The organism is Pseudomonas sp. LBUM1664 (assembly GCF_059695895.1).
This window is the reverse complement of the sequence record NZ_CP166791.1, coordinates 4011154-4038143: the sequence shown is the minus strand read 5'-3', so window position 1 is coordinate 4038143 and position 26990 is coordinate 4011154. Positions and strand designations below refer to the sequence as shown.

The window sequence follows — 26990 nt, the reverse complement described above, 5'->3', positions numbered from 1 at the left end:
AAGAGGACGATTCATGAAAGCCTGGTGGCATGAAGTCTGGATAACCCTGCAAGCGGAATTTGCCGACATCACCGATGCCCAGCAACTGACGCGGGTCACCGTGCGCCTGCTGATGGCCGCGCTGTTAGGCGGCATCCTGGGCTTTGAGCGTGAACACAAGGGCAAGGCCGCCGGTGTGCGTACTCATATGCTCGTGGCGCTGGGGGCTGCGCTGTTCGTGCTGGTGCCACAGATGTCTGGCTCCCAGGCCGACGCCATGAGCCGGGTGATGCAGGGTGTGATCGCCGGCATCGGTTTTCTCGGTGCGGGCACCATCCTGAAAAGCAATGACGGCGACGAAAGCGACGTCAAAGGCCTGACCACCGCCGCCGGCCTGTGGATGACCGCCGCCATCGGCATCGCCGCCGGGCTGGGCCGGGAATCGACGGCGGTGCTGAGCACGTTGCTGGCGTTGGGGATCTTCAGTGTGATGCCGATGATTGTCCGGGCGCTGGATAAGGGGGATAAGCCGTAACTGCGGCCAATCCACACACAAACCCCACAGGTTTACTACTAGGCTGTTGAATCAAACCCGCTCCGGCGGCGCCTCGCTCGGCGGGTCGCCCAGGGGCGGTTGGGGATCGAGCGGTGGATCTTTTTCCGGAATCGGCTCCAGGTCAGGGTCGGGCAGCGGCAGGGTGGGGTTGTCTATGTTGGGATCAGGGGTTTCAGCCGGGATGGGGATATTCATTGGCAAGGGTCTCCGTGACGCACATGGCTTGAGTCGTGCTTATTAGTTGTTGACCACCCTGCGCCGGGTTTGATCCCGGATGCATCGGGGTAAATCCCTCTGAACTTTTAGCCGCCGGCTCGGTTCGGAGCTTAAGTGAGTTTATTCAGGACCCGTTGGGCCTTTACCGCCACAATCGCGTCCATGGGGCGTAAAAGGAGCGATGCTCGATGACTGCTGAATACCCGACTGACCTGGCGTACAACCCGCATTTGCCGTTGTCCCAGGCGTTGTTGTTGCCGCGTATTGCAATTGAAAACACCATGCCGGTAATTGATGGCGGGCAATTCGCCGTCAAGGCCGTGGCCGGGCAGGATGTGACGGTGACCTGCAAGGTGTTCGCCGACGGCCACGACAAACTGGCCGTGCGAATCCGCTGGCACGCGTTGGAGGATAAGGCGTGGAACAGCGAGGTCATGACCGATCTGGGCAACAACGGCTGGCAGGGCCAGTTCAACGTGCCGGACCAGGGCCTCTATGTGTTTTGCATTGAGGCGTGGATCGATCAGTTCGCCAGTTTCTGCTACGAGCTGGAGAAAAAATTCGGCGCCGGGGTCCCTATCAGTCTGGAGCTGCAAGAAGGGCGCAATCAGGTGCACATGGCCGCCGAGCGCAGCTCGGGTGAACTGAGCGAACAGTTGGCTGCGTTGCACCACGAGCTCTCCGGCCTGTTGCCGGACGAGCAGGTGGCATTGTTCCTGGCATCGCGCAGTGCCGATCTGATGTCACAGGCCGATCATCGACCTTACTTGAGCATCAGCCCCAAGTACCCGCTGGACGTGGAGCGCAAGCTGGCCGAGTTCGCCAGCTGGTACGAGTTGTTTCCACGCTCAATTACCGACGATCCCAAACGCCATGGCACTTTCAACGACGTGCATTCGCGCTTGGCGGTGATCCAGGACATGGGCTTCGACGTGCTGTATTTCCCGCCGATCCACCCCATCGGCCGTAGCTTTCGCAAGGGGCCGAACAATTCCCTCACCGCCGGCCCCGACGATCCGGGCAGCCCTTATGCCATCGGCAGCGAAGAGGGCGGGCACGAGGCGATTCATCCGCAATTGGGTTCCCGTGAGGACTTCCGGCGCCTGGTGGCGGCGGCCGCCGACCATGGCCTGGAGATCGCCCTCGACTTCGCCATCCAGTGCTCCCAAGACCACCCGTGGCTCAAGCAGCATCCGGGCTGGTTCAGCTGGCGGCCGGACGGCACGATCAAATACGCAGAAAACCCGCCGAAGAAATACCAGGACATCGTCAACGTCGACTTCTATGCCGCCGATTCGATTCCCAGCCTCTGGCTGGAGCTGCGGGACGTCGTGGTGGGCTGGGTCAACGAAGGCGTGAAGATCTTTCGAGTCGACAACCCCCACACCAAGCCGTTGCCCTTCTGGCAGTGGCTGATCGCCGATGTGCGGGCCCAATACCCTGAAGTGATGTTCCTTGCCGAAGCCTTCACCACGCCGGCCATGATGGCGCGGCTGGGCAAGGTGGGTTACTCCCAGAGCTACACCTATTTCACTTGGCGCAACACCAAAGCCGAGTTGGCGACCTACTTCAGCGAACTCAACGAGTCGCCTTGGCGCGAATGCTACCGGCCGAACTTTTTCGTCAATACGCCAGACATCAACCCGGCCTTTCTCCATGAGTCGGGGCGCGCTGGTTTTCTGATTCGCGCGGCCCTGGCAACCATGGGCTCGGGCCTGTGGGGCATGTATTCGGGCTTTGAACTGTGCGAAGCGGCGCCGGTACCGGGCAAGGAGGAGTACCTCGATTCGGAGAAATACGAGATCCGCCCTCGGGACTTCACCGCGCCAGGCAACATCATTGCCGAAATCGCCCAGCTCAACCGCATCCGCCGGCAGAACCCGGCGCTGCATACGCACCTGGGCCTGACGATCTACAACGCCTGGAACGACAACATTCTCTATTTCGGCAAGCGCACGCCCGACGGAAGCAATTTCATCCTGGTGGCGGTGAGCCTCGATCCGCACAACCCGCAGGAAGCCAATTTCGAATTACCACTGTGGGAGATGGGCCTGCCCGACGATGCCCAGACCCAAGGCGAGGATTTGATGAGCGGTCACCGCTGGAGCTGGCATGGCAAGTATCAGTTTATGCAGATTGACCCAGCGACCCAGCCGTTTGGGATTTGGCGGATCAGCGTGGCGTAAGGCTGTGGGAGCAAGGCTTGCCCGAGATGAAGATGACGCGGTCTCTTGGAGAATCTAGGCGCCTGCATCGCGAGCAAGCTTTGCTCCCACAAAGTGAGGATGAATCCCCTCGCTACAAAAGGCCTCACAACACAAAAAGACCTCACAAGCCTGTGTTCCAGCGGCTTTATTGAATTCATCAGGAGTTGCAAATGGCGAAGAAACCCCGGTCTGCCACCTTTATCAAAGACCCGCTCTGGTACAAGGATGCGGTGATTTATCAGGTTCACGTAAAATCTTATTTCGACTCCAATAACGACGGGATCGGTGACTTTCCCGGCCTGATCGAGAAGCTCGACTACATCGCCGATCTGGGCGTCAATACCATCTGGTTGCTGCCGTTCTACCCATCGCCCCGGCGCGACGACGGCTACGACATCGCCGAATACCGCGGCGTCAGCCCAGACTACGGCACCATGGCCGATGCCCGGCGCTTCATTGCCGAGGCTCACAAGCGCAACTTGCGGGTCATCACCGAACTGGTCATCAACCACACCTCGGACCAGCACCCGTGGTTCCAGCGCGCCCGTAAGGCCAAGCCGGGTTCGAAGGCGCGGGACTTCTATGTCTGGTCCGACGACGACCACAAATACGATGGCACGCGGATCATTTTCCTCGACACCGAAAAATCCAACTGGACCTGGGATCCGGTAGCCGGCCAATACTTCTGGCACCGTTTCTATTCCCATCAGCCTGACCTCAACTTCGATAACCCGCAGGTCATCAAAGCTGTACTGTCGGTGATGCGCTACTGGCTGGACATGGGCATCGACGGCCTGCGCCTGGATGCGATCCCGTACCTGATCGAGCGCGACGGCACCAACAACGAAAACCTGCCCGAGACCCACGACGTCCTCAAGCAGATCCGTGCCGAGATCGACGCCAACTACCCCGACCGCATGTTGTTGGCCGAAGCCAACCAGTGGCCGGAAGACACCCAGCTGTACTTTGGCGATGTCGACGCCCAAGGCCTGAACGGTGACGAATGCCACATGGCGTTCCACTTCCCGCTGATGCCGCGCATGTACATGGCGCTGGCCCAGGAAGATCGCTTCCCCATCACCGACATCCTGCGCCAGACCCCGGAGATCCCCGCCAATTGCCAGTGGGCGATCTTCCTGCGCAACCACGATGAGTTGACCCTGGAGATGGTCACCGACAAGGAGCGCGACTACCTGTGGAATTACTACGCGGCCGACCGTCGGGCGCGCATCAATCTGGGGATTCGCCGACGCCTGGCGCCGCTGATGGAGCGCGACCGTCGCCGCGTGGAATTGCTCAACAGCCTGCTGCTGTCGATGCCCGGTACGCCGACCTTGTATTACGGCGATGAAATCGGCATGGGCGACAACATCTATCTGGGCGACCGTGACGGCGTGCGCACGCCGATGCAGTGGTCCATCGACCGCAACGGCGGTTTCTCTCGGGCCGACCCGGCCAGCTTGGTGCTGCCGCCGATCATGGACCCGCAATACGGCTACCAGTCAGTCAATGTCGAGACCCAGGCCGGCGACCCTCACTCGCTGCTCAACTGGACCCGGCGGATGCTGGCGGTGCGCAAGCAGTCCAAGGCCTTTGGCCGGGGCACGCTGAAAATGCTGTCGCCGAGCAACCGGCGGATCCTGGCTTACACCCGCGAATACACCGGCCCCGATGGCAAGCACGAAGTCATCCTGTGCGTGGCCAACGTGTCGCGCAGTGCCCAGGCTGCCGAGTTGGACCTGTCGACCTACGCTGGCATGGTTCCGGTGGAGATGCTGGGCGGCAATGCATTCCCGCCCATCGGCCAGCTGAATTTCCTGCTGACCCTGCCACCGTACGGCTTCTATTGGTTCGTCCTGGCGACGGAAAACCAGATGCCGAGCTGGCATGTGGAACCGGCTCAGAGCCTTCCGGATTTCACCACTCTGGTGCTGAAAAAACGCCTGGAAGAGTTACTCGAAGCGCCGTCGCGCACCACGCTGGAGCAAACCATCCTGCCGAGCTGGTTGCAGAACCGTCGTTGGTTTGCCGGCAAGGACAGCGCGATCGAGAAGGTCAATATTGTCTATGGCGTGCGCTTCGGCGACCCGCAGCACCCTGTGTTGCTCAGCGAAATCGACGTCACCAGCGGCGGCCAGACGCTGCGTTATCAACTGCCATTCGGCCTGCTCGCCGAAGACCAGTTGGGCGCGGCGTTGCCACAGCAACTGGCGCTGTCGCGCGTGCGGCGGGTTCGTCAGGTTGGTTTGATCACCGATGCATTCAGCCTGGAAAGCTTCGTGCGGGCTGTGCTGCAAAGCATGCAGAGCGCCACGGTGCTGCCGTGCTCGGAGGGTGAGTTGCGCTTCGAACCCACCGAGGGCTTGGCCCCGTTGAACCTGGGCGCCGAGCCGGAAGTGCGTTACCTGTCCGCCGAACAGTCCAACAGTTCGGTGGTAGTGGGTGGCAGCCTGGTACTCAAGTTGATCCGCAAAATCGCCTCGGGCGTGCACCCGGAACTCGAAATGAGTGCTTATCTGACTGCCGCAGGTTTCGGCAACATCTCGCCACTGCTGGGTTCGGTGATTCGCCGCGATGCCGAAGGCGAGGATGCGCTGTTGATGATTGCCCAGGGGTATCTGAGCAATCAGGGCGATGCCTGGGAATGGACTCAGAACAACCTTGAACGCGCCTTGCGTGACGAGCTGGCCGATGCCGTGTCCGAGCAGGAGCAGCATTACAACGCCTTGGGCGAGCTGAAGGATTTTGCCGGCATGCTCGGCCAGCGCCTGGGAGAAATGCACCAGGTGCTGGCCCAGCCCACCGACGATGCGGACTTCGCTCCGCAGGCCACCCATGCCAAGGACGCCCAGGCTATCGGCAAGGACGTGGTCGCGCAGGTGGAAAACGCTTTGCGCCTGCTCAAGCAGAACCAGAGCCAGTTGAGCTCGACGGACCAGGCCATGGTCGCGCGCTTGCTGGAGCACAAGAAAACCGTTCTGGCCCACATCCAGGAACTGGCCGGCAAAGCCGTCGGTGGCTTGCGCATCCGCGTCCATGGCGACCTGCACCTGGGGCAGGTGCTGGTGATCAAGGGCGATGCCTATCTGATCGATTTCGAAGGCGAACCGGCACGGCCACTGCATGAACGCCGAGGCAAGCACAGCCCGTACAAGGACGTCAGCGGCGTGCTGCGCTCCTTCGATTATGCGGCGGCGATGGCGATTCACTTGCACACCGTCGATAGCACCGCCGATGCCGATTCGGCGCGGCAACGAGTGGCCGATCGTTATTTGAAAGAGGCCCGCCAGGCATTTGTTCAGGCATATCGGCTGGCGGCAGCTAGTCTTGCCCATGAATGGAAGGATGCTGAAGGCGAGGACGCTGCGCTGGCGTTGTTCGGCCTGGAGAAGGCGGCCTATGAAGTGGCCTATGAAGCCGAGAATCGCCCCGCCTGGCTGCCCGTGCCACTGCACGGTCTGTACGGGTTATTGAGCGGGTTGAAACCCTTTTCCGACATAGCCGGACCGATTTAGTGGAGAAAATCATGAATGTCTCGAACAAGGAACCACAGGGGCAGGCCAAAGAGTCACTGTTGCCGGCCCCCCATGACATCGACGCGCTGGTGCGCGCCGAACACCAAGACCCGTTTTCCATCCTCGGCCCCCACGGCGACGGCGCGGGCGGGCAATTCATCCGGGCGTATCTGCCCGGCGCGCTGAGCGTGCAGGTGCTCGCCCGTGAGGGCGGTGACGAACTGGGTGAATTGCAACTCACCGAAACCCCGGGCCTGTTCGTCGGCCATTTTGACCGTGCCCAGGCGTACCTGCTGCGTACCCGTTGGGCCGGCGGCGAGCAAGTGGCGGAGGATCCTTACAGCTTCGGGCAGTTGCTGGGGGAAATGGACCTTTACCTGTTTGGCGAAGGCAATCACCGTGACCTCAGTTCCTGCCTCGGTGCGCAACTGACCACTGTCGATGGCGTCGATGGCGTGCGCTTTGCCGTGTGGGCGCCGAACGCTCGACGGGTGTCGGTGGTGGGCGATTTCAACGTCTGGGATGGGCGGCGGCATCCGATGCGCATCCGTTATCCGTCCGGCGTGTGGGAGTTGTTCATCCCTCGGCTCGGCGCGGGCGAAGGCTACAAATATGAAATCCTTGGGGCCCACGGCATCCTGCCGCTCAAGGCTGATCCGGTGGCATTGGCCACCCAAATGCCGCCAGACACCGCCTCGAAAGTCGCCGCGCCGTTGAAGATCGAATGGCAGGACGACGAATGGATGCAGCACCGCGCTGAGCGGCAGTTGCCCGGTGCGCCGCTGTCGATCTACGAATTGCACGCCGGTTCCTGGCAGTGCGAAATCGACGAGGCAGGGGAGGTTGCCCGGCAATACAACTGGCATGAAATGGCCGAACGGCTGGTGCCTTACGTCAAGGACCTGGGCTTTACCCACATCGAGCTGATGCCGATCATGGAGCACCCGTTCGGTGGCTCCTGGGGTTATCAACCGCTGTCACAGTTTGCCCCGACGGCGCGTTTTGGTTCGCCGGACGATTTCGCCGCGTTCATTAACGCCTGTCACCAGGCCAACATCGGGGTGATCCTCGACTGGGTGCCGGCGCATTTTCCTACCGACACTCACGGCTTGGCCCAATTCGACGGCACGGCGCTGTACGAATACGGCAACCCGCTGGAAGGCTTTCACCAGGATTGGGACACGCTGATCTACAACCTGGGTCGCACGGAAGTCCACGGTTTCATGCTGGCTTCGGCCCTGCACTGGTTGAAGCATTTCCACATCGACGGCTTGCGTGTCGATGCGGTGGCCTCGATGTTATACCGCGACTATTCGCGCAAGGCGGGTGAGTGGGTGCCCAACCGCCACGGCGGTCGCGAAAACCTGGAAGCCATCGACTTTCTGCGGCACCTCAACGACGTGGTGGCGCTGGAAACCCCAGGTGCGTTGGTCATTGCCGAAGAATCCACCGCCTGGCCGGGCGTCAGCCAGAGCACGCAACAGGGCGGCCTGGGCTTCTCCTATAAATGGAACATGGGCTGGATGCACGATTCGCTGCACTACATCCAGCAGGACCCGGTGTACCGCGCCCATCACCACAACGAACTGAGTTTTGGCCTGATGTACGCCTGGTCCGAGCGGTTCGTCCTGCCGATTTCCCACGATGAAGTGGTCCACGGCAAACGCTCGCTGATCGACAAAATGCCGGGTGATCGCTGGCAGAAATTCGCCAACCTGAGGGCATACCTCAGCTTCATGTGGGGGCATCCCGGCAAGAAGCTGTTGTTCATGGGTTGCGAGTTCGGCCAATGGCGCGAGTGGAACCACGATCAGCAGTTGGACTGGTACTTGCTGCAATACCCGGAACACCGTGGGGTGCAGCAACTGGTCAGCGATCTGAACCGGCTCTATCGCGAAGAACCGGCGCTGCATGACCAGGATGACGCGCCCCAGGGCTTCCAGTGGTTGATTGGCGACGATGCGGTCAACAGCGTCTACGCGTGGCTACGCTGGAGCAAGGAAGGGCGACCGGTGCTGGTGGTCGCCAACTTCACACCAGTGCCGCGCGCCGCCTATCGGATCGGTGTGCCGTTCGCCGGGCGTTGGGTGGAATTGCTCAACAGCGATGCTGACACCTACGCCGGTTCCAACTACGGCAACGGCGGCGGAGCCTCCACCGAAGAAGTGCCTAGCCATGGGCAGAACCTGTCGCTGGAACTCAATCTGCCGCCGTTGGCGGTGTTGATTCTGCGGCCGGAGGGTTAGTAGTAGATCTGATGACACAGCCCCCTGTGGGAGCGAGCCTGCTCGCGATTGCGGTCTGCCTGAGAAGGTGATGTTGGATGTACCGCCGTCATCGCGAGCAGGCTCGCTCCCACATGTGATCGGCTCAGCGCACCAGGCACGGCTGTTTGTTGTTGAACGTCCAGCCTGGAATCAGGTACTGCATCGCCACCGCATCATCCCGAGCACCAAGGCCCATGCCTTTGTACAGCTCATGCGCCTTGGCCAGTTGATCGCTGTCCAACTCAATCCCCAGCCCCGGTTTTTTCGGCACCTGCACGCAACCGCCCTGGATCTGCAACGGCGCCTTGGTCAGCCGCTGGCCGTCCTGCCAGATCCAGTGGGTGTCGATCGCGGTGATATCGCCCGGTGCCGCCGCGGCCACGTGGGTGAACATCGCCAGGGAAATGTCGAAGTGGTTGTTGGAGTGAGAGCCCCAGGTCAGGCCCCATTCATTGCACATCTGCGCCACCCGCACGGACCCCTGCATCGTCCAGAAATGCGGGTCGGCCAGGGGAATGTCCACTGACTGCAAGGTGATGGCATGGCCCATTTCGCGCCAGTCGGTGGCGATCATGTTGGTGGCGGTTTTAAGGCCCGTGGCGCGGCGGAACTCGGCCATGACCTCGCGACCGGAGTAGCCGTTCTCGGCGCCACATGGGTCCTCGGCATAGGCCAACACCGCGTGCTGGTCGCGGCACAGGCGGATGGCTTCCTTGAGTGACCAGGCGCCGTTCGGGTCCAGGGTAATGCGTGCCTGGGGGAAGCGTTCGGCCAGGGCCGTGACCGCTTCGATCTCTTCGTCGCCCTTGAGCACGCCGCCCTTGAGCTTGAAATCCTGGAAGCCGTAGCGCGAATGGGCTGCTTCGGCCAGGCGCACAACGGCGTCGGCGTCCAGGGCTTTTTCGTGGCGCACGCGGAACCAGTCGTTGTCGGCGTCCGGCTCACTGCGGTAGGGCAGGTCGGTCTGCTGACGATCACCGACATAAAACAGGTAACCGAGCATCTTCACTTCATCGCGCTGCTGGCCTTCGCCGAGCAGCGCGGCAACCGGTACGTCCAGGTGTTGGCCGAGTAAATCCAGCAATGCCGCTTCCAGCCCGGTGACCGCGTGAATGGTGATGCGCAGGTCGAAGGTCTGCAGCCCACGGCCACCGGTATCCCGGTCGGCGAAGGCTTGGCGCACAGTGTTGAGAATCTTCTGATACATACCGATGGGGCTGCCGACCACCAGCGAGCGGGCGTCTTCGAGGGTCTGGCGGATGCGCTCGCCGCCGGGTACTTCGCCAAGGCCCGTGTGGCCGGCGTTGTCCTTGAGAATGACGATGTTGCGAGTGAAAAACGGGCCATGGGCGCCACTGAGGTTCAACAGCATGCCGTCATGGCCGGCCACGGGCACGATCTGCATGCTGGTGATGATCGGGGCTTTGCTGGCTTCTTGGAGGTTCATGTGCATGGGTCCTTGAACGAATAGAATAATCAGACGTGACTGGCGGCTGGGTTGGCCGGCGTCGATACGGGTTTGGGCTTGGGCGTATTACGCGCGGCAAACACGATGATCGCGGCAATGATCGAAGTGGCCGCCAGGCCATAGAGGCCACCTTGGATCGAGCCGGTGTGCTGCTCCAACAGGCCGAATGTGGTCGGGGCGACAAACCCGCCGAGGTTGCCCACGGAGTTGATCAGCGCAATCACCCCAGCGGCGATTCGTGCGTCCAGGTAGGCCTGGGGAATCGGCCAGAACAGCGACGACGCCGACTTGAAGCCCAGCGCAGCGAAGCAGATGGCGACGAAAGCGAAGATCGGCCCGCCCGTGGTAGACATGAACATCCCGGCTGCTGCGATCAGCAGGGCAGTGGCCACCCAGGCTTGCTGGAATTTCCACCTGGCCGACAGCGAGGCAAAGGTGTACATGCCGACAATCGACAGCAGCCAGGGGATCGAGTTGAACAGCCCGACCTGGATGTCGCTGAGGTCGCCCATCTTCTTGATGATGCTGGGCAGCCAGAACGTGGCGGCGTAGATCGTCAGTTGAATGAAGAAGTAGATCAGGCAAAACAGGATGATCTGGCGATCCTTGAGCAACTGGCCGATGGACAGTTTGATCGGCGAAGCAGCTTCGCGGGCCCGCTGTTCATCGTCGATGGTCTTGACCAGCGCGTCCTGTTCCTCACGGCTCAGCCATTTGGCGTCGTGAGGCTTGGAGTCCAACCAGAACCAGACGAAGACGCACAGGCCGACGGAGAACAGCCCTTCGATGAAGTACATCCACTGCCAGCCGTGCATGCCCAGGCCGTTGATTTGCAGCAGCAACCCCGACAACGGACCGGAGATTAGCGAGGCGATGGCCGAGCCGCTGAGGAAAATGGCGATGGCTTTGCCGCGTTCAACACCCGGTAACCAGCGGGTGAAGTAATAAATCACCCCAGGGAAGAAACCGGCTTCGGCCACGCCCAAGAGGAAGCGCAGGATGTAGAAGTGGGTTTCGTTCTGGATGAAGGCCATGCCCGCTGCCACCAGGCCCCAGGTGAGCATGATGCGGGTGAGCCAGATGCGGGCACCGATCTTTTGCAGCAGCATGTTGGAGGGCACTTCGAACAGGGCGTAACCGATGAAGAACAGGCCGGCACCAAAGCCATAGGCGGCTGCACCGATGCCCAGGTCTTGCTCCATATGGGCACGCACGAAGCCGATGTTCACGCGGTCGATGTAGTTGACGATAAACATGATGACGAACAGCGGCAGGATGTGGCGCTTGACCTTGGCTATGGCCGACAACAACACCGGATCCGCGCCGGCATTCGCCTTGAGGCTGGATGTGTTCACTGGTTTTTCTCCCACTCGTTATTTTTATGCGGGGCATCGTGCAGGTGTCGATGTTGATAGACATCATACAACCTGAATTTTTTTGGTTACAAGGGATTTTTCATCACCCTTGGATCGACATGTCTGCTTTTTTATGCCGTATTTGTTGGGCTTTGTAAGGGGATTAGCACTTTGTCAGGCGGGGGAATGCCTTGCGAAGTAATCTCTTTGGGGTGTTTGAGCCTAATTAAAATGGCTGAATATCCATGGTTATCATACAAGTTTGCGGTTCGGCGATGATCCCGCTCAAGCCCGCTGATGATAGGATCTATCAGCCTGTTTTCGAGGAACCCTGGCGATGCCGCAAGACACCGAAGCGCCCCTGCGCAAGCGCACCCACAACCTGGCCCATGACTTGGTGGCGAAGCTGAGCCAGAGCATCTTGCTGGGGCAGTTGAAGCCAGGGCAGAAGCTGCCATCGGAAGGGGCTATCGTGCAGGCGCATGGCGTCAGCCGTACGGTAGTGCGCGAGGCAATTTCCAAGCTGCAAGCGTCGGGGTTGGTGGAAACCCGTCATGGCATTGGCACTTTTGTGCTGGAGCAAACGGGCGAGCCTGGGCTGCGGCTCAATGTCGATACCGCGGCGGGCGTAAGGGGAATTCTGGAGTTGCGCATGGGCCTGGAAACCCAGGCGGCGGCCCTGGCCGCCCAACGTCGCAGCGAAGACCATTTACAGCAGATGCGCCAGGCCCTGGATGACTATCAGCGGTTGTTCAGCAACAACGACAGCTGTGTCGAAGCTGACCGGCGCTTCCACCTGCTCATCGCCGAAGCCACGGACAACACTTGTTTTGTCGAAATCATGCAGCACCTGGGCAGTGCGATGATCCCCAGGACCCGAGTGAACGTGGCCGAACGCGGCCAGGCAGACCTCGGGAAACTGGCGCAACTGGCGAACCTGGAACATGAGGCGATCTTCAACGCCATCAAACGCCAAGACCCAGACGCCGCCCGCGCCGCCATGTGGCTGCACCTGACCAACAGCCGTGACCGCTTTGGTGCGGGGGCCTGACAACGCATCGTCACCTGACCCACCGCTATCGCGAGCAAGCTCAGCTCCCACAGAGTTTGTGGTAAACACCGGATTTGTGAACACCCGAGATCCCCTGTGGGAGCCGAGCTTGCTCGCGATGGGGCCGGCAAGCCATGCTCAAAACCAACAGGCAAAAAAAACCGGCGCAACCAAGGTTGCGCCGGTGGTGTTGCCAGTGGGTGCGCGGATGTTCGTGGGTCCGCTCACCCACCGTTGAGCTCGTTGCCGGTTACGCCCGTTCCAGTGCCAGGGCCACGCCCTGACCACCGCCGATGCACAATGTGGCGAGGCCTTTCTTGGCATCGCGCTTGATCATTTCATGCAGCAGCGACACCAGTACCCGGCAACCCGAAGCGCCGATTGGATGGCCCAGGGCGATAGCGCCACCATTGACGTTAACCTTGTCCAAGTCCCATTTCAGTTCCCGTGCCACGGCCAGCGACTGGGCGGCGAAGGCTTCGTTGGCTTCGATCAGGTCCAGTTGATCCAGCGACCAACCTGCCTTATCCAGGCAGCGGCGGGTGGCTGAAACCGGGCCAATGCCCATGATTGCCGGGTCGACGCCCGCGTTGGCGTAGGCACTGATTTTCGCCAGCACCGGCAAGCCCAGTGCCTTGGCTTTTTCTGCGCTCATCAGCATGACCGCAGCCGCGCCGTCATTGAGCGACGAGGCATTGCCGGCGGTGACGCTGCCATCCTTCTTGAAGGCGGGCTTGAGCTTGCCCAGGGATTCGGCGGTGGTGCCGGCCCGTGGTTGTTCATCAGTGGCGAAGGCCACGGGGTCGCCTTTGCGCTGAGGGATCAGGATCGGTGTGATCTCATCGGCAAACCGGCCACCTTCAATGGCGGCGACGGCTTTCTGTTGGGAGGCGGCGGCAAAGGCGTCCTGCTCTTCGCGGCTGATACCGTACTTGTCTACCAGGTTCTCGGCGGTGATGCCCATGTGGTAATCGTTGAAGGCATCCCACAGGCCGTCGGTGATCATGCTGTCGATCATCTTTGCGTGGCCCATGCGCAGGCCGGTACGGGCGGCTGGCAGCACGTATGGAGCCAGACTCATGTTCTCCATGCCGCCAGCGATGATGACGTCGGCATCGCCGCAACGGATCGCCTGGGCGCCCAGGTGCAACGCTTTGAGCCCCGAGCCGCAGACTTTGTTCAGGGTCAACGCCGGCACCGCGTGAGGCAGGCCGGCGAGGATCGACGCTTGGCGGGCTGGGTTCTGGCCGCTGCCTGCGGTCAACACCTGGCCGAGAATCACCTCATCAACCTGCTCACCAGAAAGACCGGTCTGTTCCAGCAGGCGACGGATCACCGCTGCGCCGAGTTGCGGTGCGGGAATGGAGGCCAACGAACCCTGGAAGCTGCCGATGGCAGTGCGGGTGGCGGCGACAATCACGACTTCTTGCATCGAATCTCTCCTCATTGTGCAGCGAACTGCATTTCAGGGACGTGGTCTGGCACGATCAGTTTACCGGCGGTCTTGGCGATGATTTCCTCGACGCTGACCCCCGGCGCACGTTCCTTCAGGATGAAGGCGCCGTCCTGGATTTCCAGGTAGGCCAGGTCTGTCAGGACCCGCTTGATGCAGCCGGCGCCGGTCAGCGGCAGGCTGCAACGGGGCAGCAGTTTCGACTCGCCGTCCTTGGATGCGTGGGTCATGGTGACGATGATGTTCTCGGCACCGGCCACCAGGTCCATCGCGCCGCCCATGCCCTTGACCAGCTTGCCAGGGATCATCCACGAGGCAATGTTACCTTCGACGTCAACCTCGAACGCGCCGAGTACGGTCAGGTCGATGTGGCCGCCGCGGATCATGGCAAACGATTCGGCCGAAGAGAAGATCGAGGCGCCGATGCGCGCGGTGACGGTCTGTTTGCCGGCGTTGATCATGTCGGCATCGACTTCGGCTTCGGTGGGGAAAGCGCCCATGCCGAGCAGGCCGTTTTCCGACTGCAGCATGACTTCCATGCCTTCAGGGATGTAGTTGGCGACCAGGGTCGGAATGCCGATGCCGAGGTTCACGTAGTAGCCGTCCTGCATTTCGCGGGCGACGCGTTGAGCCATTTGTTCGCGGGAAAGTGCCATGTTGTTATTCCTTCATTCGGGCCGGGGGCAGGGGATCACTTACGCACGGTGCGCTGTTCGATGCGCTTTTCGAACGTGCCGCAAATGACCCGGTCGACGTAGATCCCTGGGGTGTGGATCTGCGCCGGGTCCAGCTCGCCGGGTTCGACGATTTCTTCGACTTCCACCACGGTAATCTTGCCGGCAGTGGCGGCCAGCGGGTTGAAGTTCTGGGCAGTGTGGCGATAGATCACGTTGCCGAAATGGTCGGCTTTCCAGCCTTTGACAATGGCGAAGTCGCCGGTGATGGATTCTTCCATGAGGTACTGGCGACCATGGAATTCACGCACTTCCTTGCCTTCGGCCACCGGAGTGCCAACGCCCGTGGCGGTGAAGAACGCCGGGATGCCTGCGCCGCCGGCGCGCATTTTTTCGGCGAGAGTGCCTTGGGGGGTGAGTTCGACTTCGATTTCGCCGCTTAGCAGTTGCTGCTCGAAGAGGGCATTTTCACCCACGTAGGAGGCCACCACTTTGCGGATCTGCCGGTCTTCCAGCAGCACGCCGAGGCCGAAACCGTCGACGCCGCAGTTATTCGAAACCACGGTGAGCTCGCGGATGCCCCTGCGCTTGATCTCGGCGATCAGGTTTTCCGGAATGCCGCAGAGGCCGAAGCCGCCAGAGATGACGGTCATGCCGTCCTTCAAGCCTTCCAGCGCCTCTTCATAAGAGCTCACGCGTTTGTCGAAACCAGCCATAGACACCTCTTTTAATTCTTGATGGGGTCGCAATGAAATGCAGTGTTGCGCCAAGTCATATATTTGTTAAGTTGATTTTTAGGTTGGATTGATTGATAAAACTCAATAATAGTTCTCCTGTAGGAGCTGCCGAAGGCTGCGATCTTTCCACCGCCTGTTAAATCTCAAGCGAAAGATCAAGATCAAAAGATCGCAGCCTTCGGCAGCTCCTACGCATCCGGACACAAGACGCTCATGACCCTCAAGCAAATCCGCGCTTTCCTCGCCGTGGCCCAGAGCCTGAGCTTCGCCGTGGCCTGCGAGCGACTGCACCTGTCCCAGTCGGCCCTGAGCCTGACCATCAAGGCCCTGGAAGAGGGCCTGGGCGGGCGCCTGTTCAGCCGCAATACCCGTAACGTGGCACTGACGCCCGAAGGCGAGTCCTTGCTGCCTCTGGCCCGGCGGCTGATTGCCGACTGGGATAACGCCGAGGATGAAATGCGTCAGCGTTTCACTTTGCAGCGCGGCCGAGTGACGTTGGCGGCGATGCCTTCATTTGCCGGCAACCTATTGCCGCCGATCCTCAAGACCTTCCGCGCCCGCTATCCGAATGTCAATGTCACGGTCAACGATGTGATCAACGAACAGGTACTGGAAATGGTCCGGGATCGTCACGTCGAACTGGGCGTGGCGTTCGAGCCGATGCAGAGTTCCTCCCTGGTCTTCACCCCGCTGTACCTGGACCGCTTCGTCGCGGTGGTGCCGCTGGATTCTGCGCTGGCCCAGTGCAGCGAAATCCAGTGGCAAACCTTGCTGGAGCAGCCGTTTATCACCTTGCAACGGCCCTCCACCGTGCGGGTGATGCTCGAAGAGCATTTGCAGGCCCGGGGCATGAAACTGCCCGTAGAGTTTGAAAGCCACCAACTGGCGACGGTCGGGCGGATGGTCGCCAGCGGGTTGGGGGTGAGCGCCGTGCCAGCGCTGTGTGTCGGGCAGATGCATGAGCTGGGCGCCCACTGCATCACCCTCAGCGATCCGGTGATAGAGCGGGCCATCGGCGTGTTGACCAAGCCTGGACACGAACTGTCAGCGGCGGCGCAGGCGTTGTTCGATACGTTCAAGGATCAGGACCTTGGTGCGCAGCTGGCCGTGCGCTAACTCCGCAATTGCTGTGGGAGCGAGCCTGCTCGCGATGCGGTGGCACATTCAACATGGATGCAAGCTGAAAAACCGCTATCGCGAGCAGGCTCGCTTCCACAAGGGTTATAGGTTGTTCTTTAGAACTGGCGCTGTGTCAGTAGCGGCAACAATCGCTCGCACGGCTCTTCAAGTTTCAGATCCAGCCACTCATCGGCCCGGGTCTTGCCCCGATTGATCGCCAGCAGCGGCTTGCCCCGGTCCTTGATCGCCCGGCACAAGCGAAACGCCGACCAGGCCATCAGCGACGAGCCCACCACCAGCAGGCCGTCCGCTTCCTCGACGGCCTGCATAGCGCGAGCTGCGGTGGTGGCGGCGACATTTTCGCCGAAAAAGACCACGTCGGGTTTCAAGCGCTCGCCGCCGCAATGGGGGCAACGGGGCACTTGGAAACGCGCCTCGAAGCTCGAGTCCAGTAGGGTGTCGCCGTCGGGTGCCTGCACTGCATCGACACCGGCCAGGTAAGGGTTTTCAGTTTCCATCGACAGCTGGATTTGCTGTCGCTCGCTGCGCTGGCTGCAATCCAGGCACAGCACGCGGTGCAGGCTACCGTGGAGTTCGATCACGTCCTGGCTGCCGGCCTGATCATGCAATGTGTCGACGTTCTGGGTAATGAGACCGGTGATGCGTTGTTGCTCCTGCAATCTCGCCAGGGCCTCGTGGGCCACGTTCGGCCGGGCCTGTCGCACCCGCGGCCAGCCCAGCATCGCCCGCGCCCAGTAACGCTGGCGCGCCTCGGGCTTGGCGAGGAACTCCTGATACATCATGGGTTGTCGACCCCGTCGCACACCGTCGCTGTCCCGGTAGTCGGGAATGCCCGACGGGGTGCTGATGCCGGCACCGGTGAGTACCAGGAAGCGGCGCCCGGCCATGTGCTCCAGCAATTGATCGAGCGGTTCACGGTGAAGATCGTCCGACATGTGTGTTTCTCCGCTGGCCTGGAGTCATTGAGGTTAGCACTGAGGTGGAGCCGCCGGTCGCGGTAACGCCTTTCGTCGCCCTGCGCGGCGGTTTCTTCAAACTTTCCCCGGCTGCGCGACATCCACCTTCTATGTGCGGTACTTCCTGAACCGAAGCCAAGCGCCAAGCGTAAAAAGAATGGTCGACATTTTTCGGTCGCCTGAACCTGTTGTGAAGAGGACCCGTATGAAGCAGACCACCAGTGAAGTACGAGCCATCAATCGACAGAGCGCAATGGTGGGTGTGTACGTGGCGCAAGAGCATGGCCACACCGTGCTCGAGTTGAGTACGGCCAATCACATCGACATTGGCGATGTCATCGAATGGGACAGCGGCACAGTCTTGGGCAATCAGTCCTATCGCAACCGGCAGCTTGCTTGGTTTGCTATAGATCAACGTGGGAGCGGGCTTCACGTTGATGAATAGGCCGGTACTTAAAATAATGTATCGGCTGTCGCTTGCTTCATAGCTTGATGCAATACAAACAACCTACGGAGATATAAGTAAACTGAACTTGAAAGCCAGGACCGTTCGTCGCCGTTCGCCGGTTTCTTTAAAACCTTAGCGGCGTCGGGTTTTCCCAATACTACGAGCCGTCGGGTTCGCTAATATTAACTAACGAGGTGAATGAAATGGCTAACACAGGAAGTAATAATCCTGGCAATTTCGCTAACGATCGTGAGAAGGCATCCGAAGCCGGCAAGAAGGGCGGCCAAGCGTCGGGCGGCAACTTTGCCAATGATCCGCAGCGCGCATCCGAGGCGGGGCGCAAGGGTGGCCAGGCGTCGGGCGGCAATTTCTCCAATGACCGGGAGCGTGCTGCTGAGGCCGGCCGCAAAGGCGGTCAGGCATCCGGTGGCAATTTTGCCAGCGACCCGGAACGCGCCTCTGTAGCCGGTAAGAAAGGGGGGAAGGTGGCGGTCGTAAATCGTAATGATTGATCACCGCGCAGGCCCCTAGCCACTTGCATGGGGCCTGCATCAGTGTTGATAAATAAATCCTTTTTGAGGATTTATCAATCGATTGAGTGGCGCTTCCATTATTCAATAACCTGACGTCTTGTACAGTTTTTTATGCGTTACCGTTCGTCTCGATTATTGAATAAAAAACAAATTTTAATCATTTAACTTTTTCAGAATTTTGTGGGCCTGCCACCAGTAGTGCCCCCATGACTTGTGTCCTGATCGAGGAATTTAATCATGTTTTTACATAACAAAAGACTGCAGTACACCGTGCGTGTCGCTGAACCTAATCCAGGACTCGCCAACCTGTTACTTGAACAGTTCGGTGGGGCCCAGGGTGAACTGGCGGCGGCGTCGCGTTATTTCACCCAGGCGCTGTCCGAGGACGATCCAGGCCGCAAGGATCTGCTGATGGACATTGCCACTGAAGAACTCAGCCATCTGGAGGTGATCGGTTCGATCATCGTGATGCTGAACAAGGGCGCCAAGGGCCAGATGGCCGAAGGCGTGGAGAAAGAAGGCCAGCTGTACCGCGACATCAACGGGGCTGGTAATGACTCTCACATCACCAGCCTCCTGTATGGCGCCGGTTCGCCGCTGACCAACTCGGCCGGTGTGCCGTGGACCGCAGCCTATGTCGACACTATTGGCGAGCCAACCGCGGACATGCGTTCCAACATTGCCGCCGAGGCGCGGGCGAAAATCATCTATGAGCGACTGATGAACCTCACTGACGATCCTGGCGTAAAAGAAGCGCTGGGGTTTTTGATGACGCGTGAAATTGCTCACCAGATGTCGTTCGAAAAAGCCCTGCACTCCATCCAGCCCAATTTCCCGCAAGGTAAATTGCCAGGCATGCCGGAGTTCACCAATGTGTACTTCAATATGTCCCAGGGCGAACCTTCTGTGCGTGGCCCTTGGAATCAGGGCGACGATTGGGAATTCGTTGAAAACCCTACGCCAGCCGTGGATGGCGGCGATGGCCTGGCCAGCGTAAAGCTGAGTAAAAAAGATGAGGCATTGTTGATGGACATGAAGGCGCGGACGATGTCCAACCCTGAAAGCGATCCCACCACAGGCGCCGACTTGGGCTCAGGGATGCAAGTTGAAAAACTGTAAAGGACCGGCGAGGGAGCTTGGCTCCCTCGCCTGAAAATACTGCTTGATCGTTCCCTCCGTTGCGTGAACGATCAGGCATGGCATGGCTAAACCAGTAAGGATATTCGATGGACCAGCCCACCTCCCGGATCCGATCGCCCTGGCGTACCTGGCTGGATCCTGTGCAAAACAATTTGCTGCTGGGGCTGAGCTTCTGGCTGGGGCTGGCCGTGGTCGCCGTGTTGCTGCTCTACAGCGGCTACAACGCACTGGTGGGCGCCGACCGGCAAAATCTGGGTTACGCGGTGTTGGGCGGTACGTCCGGTTTCGCCGCCACGGCCTTGGGTGCACTGATGGCGGTGGTGTTGCGGGATATCTCGTCACGTACCCAAGACATCATGCTGGGTTTCGCCGCAGGCATGATGCTCGCCGCCAGCTCATTTTCGCTGATCTTGCCGGGCATCGCCGCGGCACAGATCATCTGTGGCAATCAGTTGCTCGCTGCGTTTGTCGTCGTGGTCGGCCTGGGGCTGGGTGTTGCCCTGATGATCGGTCTCGACCGTTTCGTGCCCCACGAACACGAATTGAGCGGTCGACGCGGCCCGCAAGCCGAGCGCATCAATCGGGTCTGGTTGTTCGTGCTCGCGATCACCTTGCACAATTTACCGGAAGGCATGGCCATCGGCGTCAGTTTTGCCGACGGCGATTTCAAGGTAGGCCTGCCCCTGACCACCGCCATTGCGATCCAGGACATCCCCGAAGGGCTTGCGATTGCGATGGCGTTACGGGTCACCGGCATCAGTACGCTGCGTGCCGCGCTGATTGCGGTGGGCTCGGGACTGATGGAGCCTCTGGGCTCGGTGATTGGCCTGGGCATGTCGTCGGGCGTGGCCGTGGCCTATCCCATCAGCCTTGGCCTGGCAGCCGGAGCGATGATTTTCGTGGTGTCCCACGAAGTGATTCCCGAAACCCACCGCAACGGTCACGAAACCCCGGCCACCCTGGGGTTGATGATGGGGTTTGCGGTGATGATGTTTCTCGACACGGCGCTGGGTTAACGCGTCCGTTGACCGTCTTGATACCTCTGTGTGCGCCACAAGGTTTTACTTGATTCTACCCACCTATACTCAACCCGTGGATGACGTGAAACCGGGGTGGCGCGACCGTGCTGCGTTCGCTGATGCTGGCCGTTTTGATCGTTCTGGCGGGGTGCGCCACGTCGCAGCGCGGTCAACCGACAGCCACGCTGGCGATTTCCCAGGACACCTGGCGGCAGGTTGATCAGCAAATCATTGCCGCGTCGAAAAGCGCCCTCGAACAGTCCGAACGCTATGCTCGCGGGTCGATGGAGCATTGGCGGGTGTTGGTGTACGAACGGACCGAGGCTGAGTTCATCCCCTGGTTCAGCAGTTACTGGACCCAGGAATGGCTGGCGATGAAGGTCGGTTGGTATTCCGCCAGTGCCAAGGGTGAGGAGGATTCTTCGGCCAGGCGCCTGGCGATTTATCTGCAAGAACAGTATCGCGAGCAGGTGCTGGAGCCCGTGGCGGTGGAAATCGATCCCGAAGCGATCAGGGCCAATGCAACGGACTATTACGTGCGCCAGCTCAACCAGCAAGTCCAGGTGATCGCCCAACGGCATCGAATCCCCACCGAGCTGATGAGCCGCCGCCTGCACGGCATTGCCGCCATCAACCTGGGGCCGCCGGCGGCGCGCAATGCGTCGTTGTATGAGATGGTCCACACCGCACCGCTCAATACACTGCCGGCCTACGCCGCGTTGATCGACCACGTCAACAAGGCGTCCGCCACCGGTTCGGGTCCATCGGACGCGGTGATCGCCACGGTGGCGCAACGCACCAGTGAAAAGATCGAAGCGCAGTTCGCTACACGAGGGGCGGCCGGGGCGGCAGCGGCCGTGGCCGGGAAGGCGGCGGGGGCGTTGATCTCGGTGGGAGTGGCGGGCATTCGCGCCATCATCCATGAGGGCGAACGGCCGGAAATGGAAGCGCAGATCCGCAAAAGCCTGAGCGCCGCGTTCGACGAGGCCTGGTTCAAGTCACTCAAACATCCCCTCAGCGGAGTGATGGCCCCGGTGTACTACCTGGACGAGGAAATCGAAGGCAACCTGGTGGAGGCGGATCTGGCCAACCGAGCGGTGGTGTTGCCGGACATCAAGCCGTGACGGGACGGGCTCATTTTGACCCAAGGGTGACGCGGCAACCCTTACGATGATGGATTTGCTCGTCCGTGGGCCGTTCCTTTACGAATTCGAAGCGCGGTTCGCCTTCGCTGTAAATTACCAGCCAACCCCATTCCAGCTCGCTTTCATCCTGCCCAGGCTTGGGCGGCGAGGCCCACCAGGGTTCTTTCTGCATGATCTGCCGCATCCTGTACCTCCTGCCGGTTGATCCCTTCAACTATAGACCGCTCGATTTGTGACATGCGCCCGTGAAAATTTTTGAAGCTCATGGGCTGAATGAGCCTTCCAGTGGCGGGGATCTGTGGGAGCAAGGCTTGCCCGCGATGAAGGTTACGCGGTCTATCTTGAACCGAGTCGACTGCTTCGCGGGCCAGTCTTGCTCCCACAGAAATTCCCTCGCCACAGGATGTTTGTGCAGTTTGATGGAACAGTGTGCTCTGACGCCGCCCATCAGCGTCTAGCGTCTGTATCCCCGCACTCGAACGGGGAATGACTGGACCCCGCGCATATGCAAGCACTGTTGAACGAGATCCTCGATGCGGTTCGCCCCCTGATCGGTCAGGGCAAGGTGGCCGACTACATTCCGGCCCTGGGCAGCGTGCCGCCCAAGCAATTGGGCATTGCCGTCTATGGCAACGACGGCGAGATGTATTGTGCAGGCGACGCTGACACACCGTTTTCGGTGCAGAGTATTTCCAAGGTTTTCAGTCTGGTGCAGGCCATCCAGCATTCCGGCGAAGCGATCTGGGAGCGTCTGGGCCATGAGCCGTCCGGCCAGCCCTTTAACTCGTTGGTGCAGCTGGAGTTCGAACGCGGTCGGCCGCGCAACCCGTTCATCAATGCCGGCGCCTTGGTGATCTGTGATATCAACCAATCGCGTTTCGCCGCTCCCGCGCTGTCGATGCGCGATTTCGTGCGGCGCCTGTCGGGTAATCCGCAGGTCATGGTGGACGGCAAGGTCGCCGAGTCGGAATACCAGCACCGCGCCCGCAACGCGGCAATGGCCTATCTGATGCAGTCCTTCGGCAATTTTCATAATGACGTGGAAGCGGTGCTGCGCAGTTATTTCAGCCACTGTGCCCTGCGGATGAGCTGCATCGACCTGGCCCGGGCGTTCTGCTTCCTGGCCAACGACGGATTTTGCAAGCACAGCGGCGAACAGATCCTGAGCGCCCGTCAGACCCAGCAGGTCAATTCGATCATGGCCACCAGCGGGCTGTACGATGAGGCCGGCAATTTCGCCTATCGCGTTGGCCTGCCAGGCAAGAGCGGCGTGGGCGGTGGGATTGTCGCCGTAGTGCCGGGGCGTTTCACGGTGTGCGTCTGGTCGCCGGAGCTCAACGTCGCCGGCAACTCACTGGCGGGAATGGCGGCGCTGGAACTGCTCAGCCAGCGGATCGGCTGGTCGGTGTTCTAGGCACTGCGAAAAAGGGCCCGTTCCTGGTTGAGGAACGGGCCCTTTTTTATTCAAGTGCAATCAGCAGAAGCGGTCGATGACCTGCACTTGCGAGGTGTTTTGCATCGACTGCCAGGCTTGGGTCAGCGTTTGCAGTACGCGACCGATGAAGTCCTTGTCCGCGGCAGCCTTCTTGCCGACATAGCCCTGGCCGCGGCGGTACATCTTCAGCCGGGCACACAAGTCTTGTCTGTTCTGTTCGAACTCGTCTTCGTGAGCGTAAGGCGACAGGCAGTCCATATGCACCTGGCCAGTCTTACTGATCCACAGGATATGGCTGTCGAGGCTGTCCTTTTGTGCTGCGAATATGCGAGCCAGTTCATCAATAGATGGTTGATTATTCAGATTCATGTGTAAGCCCCTTGACCATTTGGTTGATCTGTCTGGTGGTTCGCAAAAACTTCGCTATTTGGTAAGTGCCTGCCCAATGCCTGTATGGCTAGCACCGAAACCGGGCCGTCAGCATCTGTCCGTCAGACTTCGACGGGGTCGTGCAACGGTGATGTAGTGTTATCGAAGGGCTGCTACGCAAATGCGCTACAACGAAGAGAAACAGCGAAGAACCTTCAGACATCGTCAACTTTCGAGGGTCGACCACGCGCGTCATGAGGATCGATCGCCAGCGTTTCTCGTCCTTGTTACCGGACGGTCATGCCAGGTCAGCACCTTCAATCTGCCTTGTGGGCAGTCCCTTATCCAAAAAACAGCTCGGCGGTCAGACGAGCTTGCTCAAACAGTTGCCTGTACTCCCGATCGGGGAGACGTCTTCATCATGCAAGGGCAAATCGGAGGCGTCAACGGTTTTGTAGTGATTATTTTAAAGCACTACATATTGTCGGACAAAATGGTTTGGGTATGAAAAATTGGCGAAAGGGCGTGCGGTGCAGTCTTTATGGCAAGCCTTGCTCCCACAGATAAAGCCCTTGCCAAGGGGTAATGCAGTGGCGAACCCAGGCTCAGGTCGCCTTGGCTTTGGTCGCCTTGCGCGGTGTACCGCCAGCCTTGCGCTTGGCCGGTTTGCGCTTGTTTTTCCACGGGGTAGCGCCACGGCCGGCGGGGCTTGCCGGGCCGCTGATGGTCAGGCTCATGCCCTGGCACCGGGCGATGTGCTTGCTCATCCAGGCAGCTTGCCGGGTCACGAATTCTTCCAGGCTCATTTCACCGCTTTGCACCATGTCCAGCGCCTGCTCCCAGATGGCGGTGGTCCCCGGGTCGGCGATGGCGCGGGGCACGGCGTCGATCAGGCTGAAGGCCGCCGGGGTGGCGGACAAGGCCTTGCCGTTTTTCACCAGGTAACCACGGTCGAGCAAACCCTGGATGATCGAGGCCCGGGTCGCTTCGGTGCCGATGCCGGTGGTGTCCTTGAGCTTTTGCTTGAGCAGCGGGTCCTCCACCAGTTTGGCGACGTTTTTCATGGCCTTGATCAAGTCACCCTCGGTGAATGGCTTGGGGGGTTGGGTCCACATGTCCTTGAGTTTCACCTCGTCCACGGCGCAGTCGCGACCTTCGACCAGCGCTGGCAAGGTTTGCGGCGCCGGGGCTTCACGGCCCCGTGCCGGCGCCAGCGCTTCGGGCAGGGCGCGTTTCCAGCCGGGTTCGACGATCTGCTTGCCGACGGCGCGCAGCGCCTGGCCGGCGCAGTCGAAGTTGGCCTGGGTCCGGTCGTATTCGTGGTTAGGCAGGAACTGCGCGAGGTAGCGCGCACGAATCAGTGTATAGACAGCCCGCTGCTTGCTGGCCAGCTTGTCGAGGTTCTTCGCCGCGGCGGTGGGGATGATGCCGTGGTGGGCACTGACCTTGGCGTCGTTCCAGGCCCGGGATTTACGCTGCGCCTGCAGGTGCTCGCGCAGTGGCGCAAGGCTCGGGTCGGCCTGGGCGAGGGCGGCCAGGATGGCCGGTGCTTCGCTGTGCTGGCTCACGGGCAGGAAACCGCAGTCGCTGCGGGGGTAGGTGATGAGCTTGTAGGTTTCGTAGAGCGATTGGGCAATGTCCAGGGTTTCCTGGGCGCCGAGGCCGAGCTTCTTCGAGCAGACTTCCTGCAGGGTCCCCAGGTCGAACGGCAGCGGCGCCGCTTCGCGCAGGCGCTCGGTGCGTACTTTCATCACTCGGGCGGTGGTGGCATTGCTCATGGCTTGGGCGGCATCACGGGCCAGGGCCTGGTTCAGGCAACGCTCCTGGTCGTCGCAGGCGTCCGGGTCGGCGCGCCACTGGGCGGTGAAGGCGGTGCCGTCGTGGCGCAGTTGCACGTCGATGGCCCAATAGGCGACCGGCACGAAGTCGGCGATGCTGCGGTCGCGATCCACCACCAGCCGCAGGGTAGGCGTCTGCACGCGGCCCACCGGCAACACGCCTTGATAACCGGACTGACGCCCCAGCAGCGTGAACAGTCGACTCATGTTCATGCCGATGAGCCAGTCAGCCCGGGAGCGGCCCAACGCCGAATGATACAGGTTGAAGGTTTCGGCCCCTGGCTTGAGGGCGGCCAAGGCCTTGCGGATCGACGCTTCATCCAGCGCGGACAGCCATAGCCGCTGGATCGGCCCGCGATAGCGGCAATGCTCCACCAGCTCCCGGGCGATCATTTCGCCTTCACGGTCGGCGTCGGTGGCAATCACCAATTCCTTCGCTTCCCCCAGCAGGCGCTTGACCGCCTTGTATTGGCCGGCGGTTTTCGGCTTGACGGTCATTTTCCATTGCGCCGGAACAATGGGCAGGTCGGCCAGCACCCAGCGCTTGTAGCGGGCATCGTAGGCGTCGGGCGGAGCGGTTTCCAGTAGATGGCCAATGCACCAGGTAACCGTGACATTCGCCCCCAGCCAGCACCCGTCGCCACGGCGCGTGGCGCCGAGCACGGCTGCGATGTCCTTGGCCTGGGACGGTTTTTCACACAGGTACAGCTGCATAGCGCCCTTTTCCTAAGCAAATTTCATGGGCTGTAGCATGGTCATGGATGCGCGTCGGAGCAAGCTTTATCTGTATGGATATACAGATAAAAGTGTTGCACCCCGCGTTGCATCGGGCTGTCTGGCACGACGTTCGGCAGCGTATTGGCACGCAGAATGAATTTCTCGCAAGCGCATCGCTCATAACTTGCAGAGCGGTTGAAACCGCAAAGAAAGTTTATGGGGTCAAGGAGAGTCACTTACATGAATTCGATGCCAAAGGGCAACGGACAGGCGGCCGCGCGTTTGATTCTCGTTGTGGAAGATGATCAGACCATTCTGGAATTCCTGTGCGAGATCCTGCAGGAAGAGGGGTTTGAAGTGGAACCGCGAGACAGCGCCGACGCGGCACTGGAGTTCCTCGAACACAGTGCTGGCGATGTGAGCCTGCTGCTTACCGATATCACCATGCCCGGCATGCTGAACGGTGCGGACCTGGCCAACCTGACCGGGGACCGCTGGCCACGAATCGCGCTGTTGATCATGTCCGGCTACGAAACGCCGGAAAGCGCCGGAATCAAACACCGCGCTTCGTTCATCGCCAAGCCCTGGGCGCTGGGGAAGATGCTGGATCTGGTGGTAGACACGATGAAAAATCATCAGGTGCAACGAGGGTTATGACACAAATCCTGGGAAGGGTTATCTGTGGAAGCAAGGCTTACCCGCGATGAAGATGACGCGGTCTATCCTGAACCGAGTCGCGTGCTTCGCGGGCAAGCCTTGCTCCCACAACTGA

The 26990-nt window shown here is 60.4% G+C and carries 23 protein-coding genes; 13 read left to right on the top strand and 10 right to left on the bottom strand.

Features of this window, described 5'->3' with window-relative positions:
• Positions 1-13 precede the first annotated feature (13 nt).
• The gene (locus ACA047_RS18700) at positions 14-514 is read left to right on the top strand and encodes an MgtC/SapB family protein (protein ID WP_497351789.1); all 501 of its coding nucleotides are present in this window, start codon (positions 14-16) and stop codon (positions 512-514) included.
• A 51-nt stretch (positions 515-565) separates the two neighbouring features.
• On the opposite strand, the gene ACA047_RS18695 is transcribed toward ACA047_RS18700, so the two are convergent.
• On the bottom strand, positions 566-730 hold the full coding sequence (locus tag ACA047_RS18695; protein ID WP_497351787.1) for a hypothetical protein: 165 nt from the start codon (positions 728-730) through the stop codon (positions 566-568).
• A 209-nt stretch (positions 731-939) separates the two neighbouring features.
• Between ACA047_RS18695 and ACA047_RS18690 the strand changes: the two genes are divergently transcribed.
• The 3 genes from ACA047_RS18690 (at position 940) to glgB (ending at position 8719) form a co-directional block, all read left to right on the top strand.
• Positions 940-2937: an alpha-1,4-glucan--maltose-1-phosphate maltosyltransferase gene (locus tag ACA047_RS18690; RefSeq protein WP_497351785.1), complete on the top strand. Its 1998-nt coding sequence runs from the start codon at positions 940-942 to the stop codon at positions 2935-2937.
• A gap of 191 nt (positions 2938-3128) precedes the next feature.
• On the top strand, positions 3129-6473 hold the full coding sequence (treS, locus tag ACA047_RS18685; RefSeq protein WP_497351783.1) for a maltose alpha-D-glucosyltransferase: 3345 nt from the start codon (positions 3129-3131) through the stop codon (positions 6471-6473).
• A gap of 11 nt (positions 6474-6484) precedes the next feature.
• Positions 6485-8719: a 1,4-alpha-glucan branching protein GlgB gene (gene glgB / locus ACA047_RS18680; RefSeq protein WP_497351781.1), complete on the top strand. Its 2235-nt coding sequence runs from the start codon at positions 6485-6487 to the stop codon at positions 8717-8719.
• A gap of 124 nt (positions 8720-8843) precedes the next feature.
• Here glgB and gudD read toward each other — a convergent pair whose 3' ends face one another.
• Positions 8844-10187 carry a glucarate dehydratase gene (gene gudD / locus ACA047_RS18675; RefSeq protein WP_497351779.1) on the bottom strand — a complete coding sequence of 448 codons (1344 nt, stop codon included), beginning with the start codon at positions 10185-10187 and terminating at the stop codon, positions 8844-8846.
• A 29-nt stretch (positions 10188-10216) separates the two neighbouring features.
• Positions 10217-11563, bottom strand: coding sequence for an MFS transporter (locus tag ACA047_RS18670; protein WP_497351777.1), 1347 nt, complete (start codon positions 11561-11563; stop codon positions 10217-10219).
• Between the two features lie 337 nt (positions 11564-11900).
• On the opposite strand from ACA047_RS18670, the gene ACA047_RS18665 reads away from it, so the two are divergent.
• Positions 11901-12614, top strand: a complete 714-nt coding sequence (locus tag ACA047_RS18665; protein WP_497351775.1) for a FadR/GntR family transcriptional regulator — start codon at positions 11901-11903, stop codon at positions 12612-12614.
• A gap of 250 nt (positions 12615-12864) precedes the next feature.
• Here the strand turns inward: ACA047_RS18665 and ACA047_RS18660 are convergent, their stop codons facing one another.
• Genes ACA047_RS18660 through ACA047_RS18650 form a run of 3 tightly spaced genes read right to left on the bottom strand, consistent with a single transcriptional unit; the run spans position 12865 to position 15457 of the window.
• Positions 12865-14046, bottom strand: coding sequence for an acetyl-CoA C-acetyltransferase (locus ACA047_RS18660; protein WP_497351773.1), 1182 nt, complete (start codon positions 14044-14046; stop codon positions 12865-12867).
• 11 nt (positions 14047-14057) lie between these two features.
• On the bottom strand, positions 14058-14723 hold the full coding sequence (locus ACA047_RS18655) for a CoA transferase subunit B (RefSeq protein ID WP_072406966.1): 666 nt from the start codon (positions 14721-14723) through the stop codon (positions 14058-14060).
• 35 nt (positions 14724-14758) lie between these two features.
• Positions 14759-15457, bottom strand: coding sequence for a CoA transferase subunit A (locus tag ACA047_RS18650; protein ID WP_497351770.1), 699 nt, complete (start codon positions 15455-15457; stop codon positions 14759-14761).
• Positions 15458-15691: 234 nt separating this feature from the next.
• Between ACA047_RS18650 and ACA047_RS18645 the strand changes: the two genes are divergently transcribed.
• Complete coding sequence (locus ACA047_RS18645; RefSeq protein WP_497351768.1) at positions 15692-16594, top strand: LysR family transcriptional regulator; 903 nt, start codon at positions 15692-15694, stop codon at positions 16592-16594.
• Between the two features lie 119 nt (positions 16595-16713).
• On the opposite strand, the gene ACA047_RS18640 is transcribed toward ACA047_RS18645, so the two are convergent.
• Positions 16714-17553 (bottom strand): NAD-dependent protein deacetylase, encoded by an 840-nt coding sequence (locus ACA047_RS18640; RefSeq protein WP_497351766.1) that lies wholly within the window; start codon positions 17551-17553, stop codon positions 16714-16716.
• 226 nt (positions 17554-17779) lie between these two features.
• On the opposite strand from ACA047_RS18640, the gene ACA047_RS18635 reads away from it, so the two are divergent.
• The 5 genes from ACA047_RS18635 (at position 17780) to ACA047_RS18615 (ending at position 21838) form a co-directional block, all read left to right on the top strand.
• A complete protein-coding gene (locus tag ACA047_RS18635; protein WP_497351764.1) occupies positions 17780-18019 on the top strand; it encodes a hypothetical protein in 240 nt (79 codons plus the stop codon).
• A 206-nt stretch (positions 18020-18225) separates the two neighbouring features.
• A complete protein-coding gene (locus ACA047_RS18630) occupies positions 18226-18534 on the top strand; it encodes a con-10 family general stress protein (RefSeq protein ID WP_497351762.1) in 309 nt (102 codons plus the stop codon).
• 258 nt (positions 18535-18792) lie between these two features.
• Positions 18793-19674 carry a manganese catalase family protein gene (locus tag ACA047_RS18625; RefSeq protein WP_497351760.1) on the top strand — a complete coding sequence of 294 codons (882 nt, stop codon included), beginning with the start codon at positions 18793-18795 and terminating at the stop codon, positions 19672-19674.
• A 107-nt stretch (positions 19675-19781) separates the two neighbouring features.
• Positions 19782-20711, top strand: a complete 930-nt coding sequence (locus tag ACA047_RS18620) for a ZIP family metal transporter (RefSeq protein ID WP_497351758.1) — start codon at positions 19782-19784, stop codon at positions 20709-20711.
• Between the two features lie 107 nt (positions 20712-20818).
• Complete coding sequence (locus tag ACA047_RS18615) at positions 20819-21838, top strand: hypothetical protein (protein WP_497351756.1); 1020 nt, start codon at positions 20819-20821, stop codon at positions 21836-21838.
• A 10-nt stretch (positions 21839-21848) separates the two neighbouring features.
• Here the strand turns inward: ACA047_RS18615 and ACA047_RS18610 are convergent, their stop codons facing one another.
• Positions 21849-22043, bottom strand: a complete 195-nt coding sequence (locus tag ACA047_RS18610; protein ID WP_497351754.1) for a hypothetical protein — start codon at positions 22041-22043, stop codon at positions 21849-21851.
• A gap of 321 nt (positions 22044-22364) precedes the next feature.
• Between ACA047_RS18610 and glsB the strand changes: the two genes are divergently transcribed.
• The gene (glsB, locus tag ACA047_RS18605; protein WP_497351752.1) at positions 22365-23273 is read left to right on the top strand and encodes a glutaminase B; all 909 of its coding nucleotides are present in this window, start codon (positions 22365-22367) and stop codon (positions 23271-23273) included.
• A gap of 60 nt (positions 23274-23333) precedes the next feature.
• On the opposite strand, the gene ACA047_RS18600 is transcribed toward glsB, so the two are convergent.
• Complete coding sequence (locus tag ACA047_RS18600; RefSeq protein WP_497351750.1) at positions 23334-23663, bottom strand: hypothetical protein; 330 nt, start codon at positions 23661-23663, stop codon at positions 23334-23336.
• 605 nt (positions 23664-24268) lie between these two features.
• Entirely contained in the window at positions 24269-26215 is a 1947-nt protein-coding gene (locus ACA047_RS18595) for a DNA topoisomerase III (RefSeq protein WP_497351748.1), read from the bottom strand.
• A 243-nt stretch (positions 26216-26458) separates the two neighbouring features.
• Between ACA047_RS18595 and ACA047_RS18590 the strand changes: the two genes are divergently transcribed.
• Positions 26459-26875 carry a response regulator gene (locus tag ACA047_RS18590; RefSeq protein WP_497351746.1) on the top strand — a complete coding sequence of 139 codons (417 nt, stop codon included), beginning with the start codon at positions 26459-26461 and terminating at the stop codon, positions 26873-26875.
• The last annotated feature ends 115 nt before the right edge of the window (positions 26876-26990 follow it).

Bases quoted from the DNA above. Each gene is read 5' to 3' on its own strand.
- ACA047_RS18700 (WP_497351789.1), top strand. From the start codon at position 14: ATGAAAGCCTGGTGGCATGAAGTCTGGATAACCCTGCAAGCGGAATTT.
- ACA047_RS18695 (WP_497351787.1), bottom strand. From the start codon at position 730: ATGAATATCCCCATCCCGGCTGAAACCCCTGATCCCAACATAGACAAC.
- ACA047_RS18690 (WP_497351785.1), top strand. From the start codon at position 940: ATGACTGCTGAATACCCGACTGACCTGGCGTACAACCCGCATTTGCCG.
- treS (WP_497351783.1), top strand. From the start codon at position 3,129: ATGGCGAAGAAACCCCGGTCTGCCACCTTTATCAAAGACCCGCTCTGG.
- glgB (WP_497351781.1), top strand. From the start codon at position 6,485: ATGAATGTCTCGAACAAGGAACCACAGGGGCAGGCCAAAGAGTCACTG.
- gudD (WP_497351779.1), bottom strand. From the start codon at position 10,187: ATGAACCTCCAAGAAGCCAGCAAAGCCCCGATCATCACCAGCATGCAG.
- ACA047_RS18665 (WP_497351775.1), top strand. From the start codon at position 11,901: ATGCCGCAAGACACCGAAGCGCCCCTGCGCAAGCGCACCCACAACCTG.
- ACA047_RS18660 (WP_497351773.1), bottom strand. From the start codon at position 14,046: ATGCAAGAAGTCGTGATTGTCGCCGCCACCCGCACTGCCATCGGCAGC.
- ACA047_RS18655 (WP_072406966.1), bottom strand. From the start codon at position 14,723: ATGGCACTTTCCCGCGAACAAATGGCTCAACGCGTCGCCCGCGAAATG.
- ACA047_RS18650 (WP_497351770.1), bottom strand. From the start codon at position 15,457: ATGGCTGGTTTCGACAAACGCGTGAGCTCTTATGAAGAGGCGCTGGAA.
- ACA047_RS18645 (WP_497351768.1), top strand. From the start codon at position 15,692: ATGACCCTCAAGCAAATCCGCGCTTTCCTCGCCGTGGCCCAGAGCCTG.
- ACA047_RS18640 (WP_497351766.1), bottom strand. From the start codon at position 17,553: ATGTCGGACGATCTTCACCGTGAACCGCTCGATCAATTGCTGGAGCAC.
- ACA047_RS18635 (WP_497351764.1), top strand. From the start codon at position 17,780: ATGAAGCAGACCACCAGTGAAGTACGAGCCATCAATCGACAGAGCGCA.
- ACA047_RS18630 (WP_497351762.1), top strand. From the start codon at position 18,226: ATGGCTAACACAGGAAGTAATAATCCTGGCAATTTCGCTAACGATCGT.
- ACA047_RS18625 (WP_497351760.1), top strand. From the start codon at position 18,793: ATGTTTTTACATAACAAAAGACTGCAGTACACCGTGCGTGTCGCTGAA.
- ACA047_RS18620 (WP_497351758.1), top strand. From the start codon at position 19,782: ATGGACCAGCCCACCTCCCGGATCCGATCGCCCTGGCGTACCTGGCTG.
- ACA047_RS18610 (WP_497351754.1), bottom strand. From the start codon at position 22,043: ATGCGGCAGATCATGCAGAAAGAACCCTGGTGGGCCTCGCCGCCCAAG.
- glsB (WP_497351752.1), top strand. From the start codon at position 22,365: ATGCAAGCACTGTTGAACGAGATCCTCGATGCGGTTCGCCCCCTGATC.
- ACA047_RS18600 (WP_497351750.1), bottom strand. From the start codon at position 23,663: ATGAATCTGAATAATCAACCATCTATTGATGAACTGGCTCGCATATTC.
- ACA047_RS18595 (WP_497351748.1), bottom strand. From the start codon at position 26,215: ATGCAGCTGTACCTGTGTGAAAAACCGTCCCAGGCCAAGGACATCGCA.
- ACA047_RS18590 (WP_497351746.1), top strand. From the start codon at position 26,459: ATGAATTCGATGCCAAAGGGCAACGGACAGGCGGCCGCGCGTTTGATT.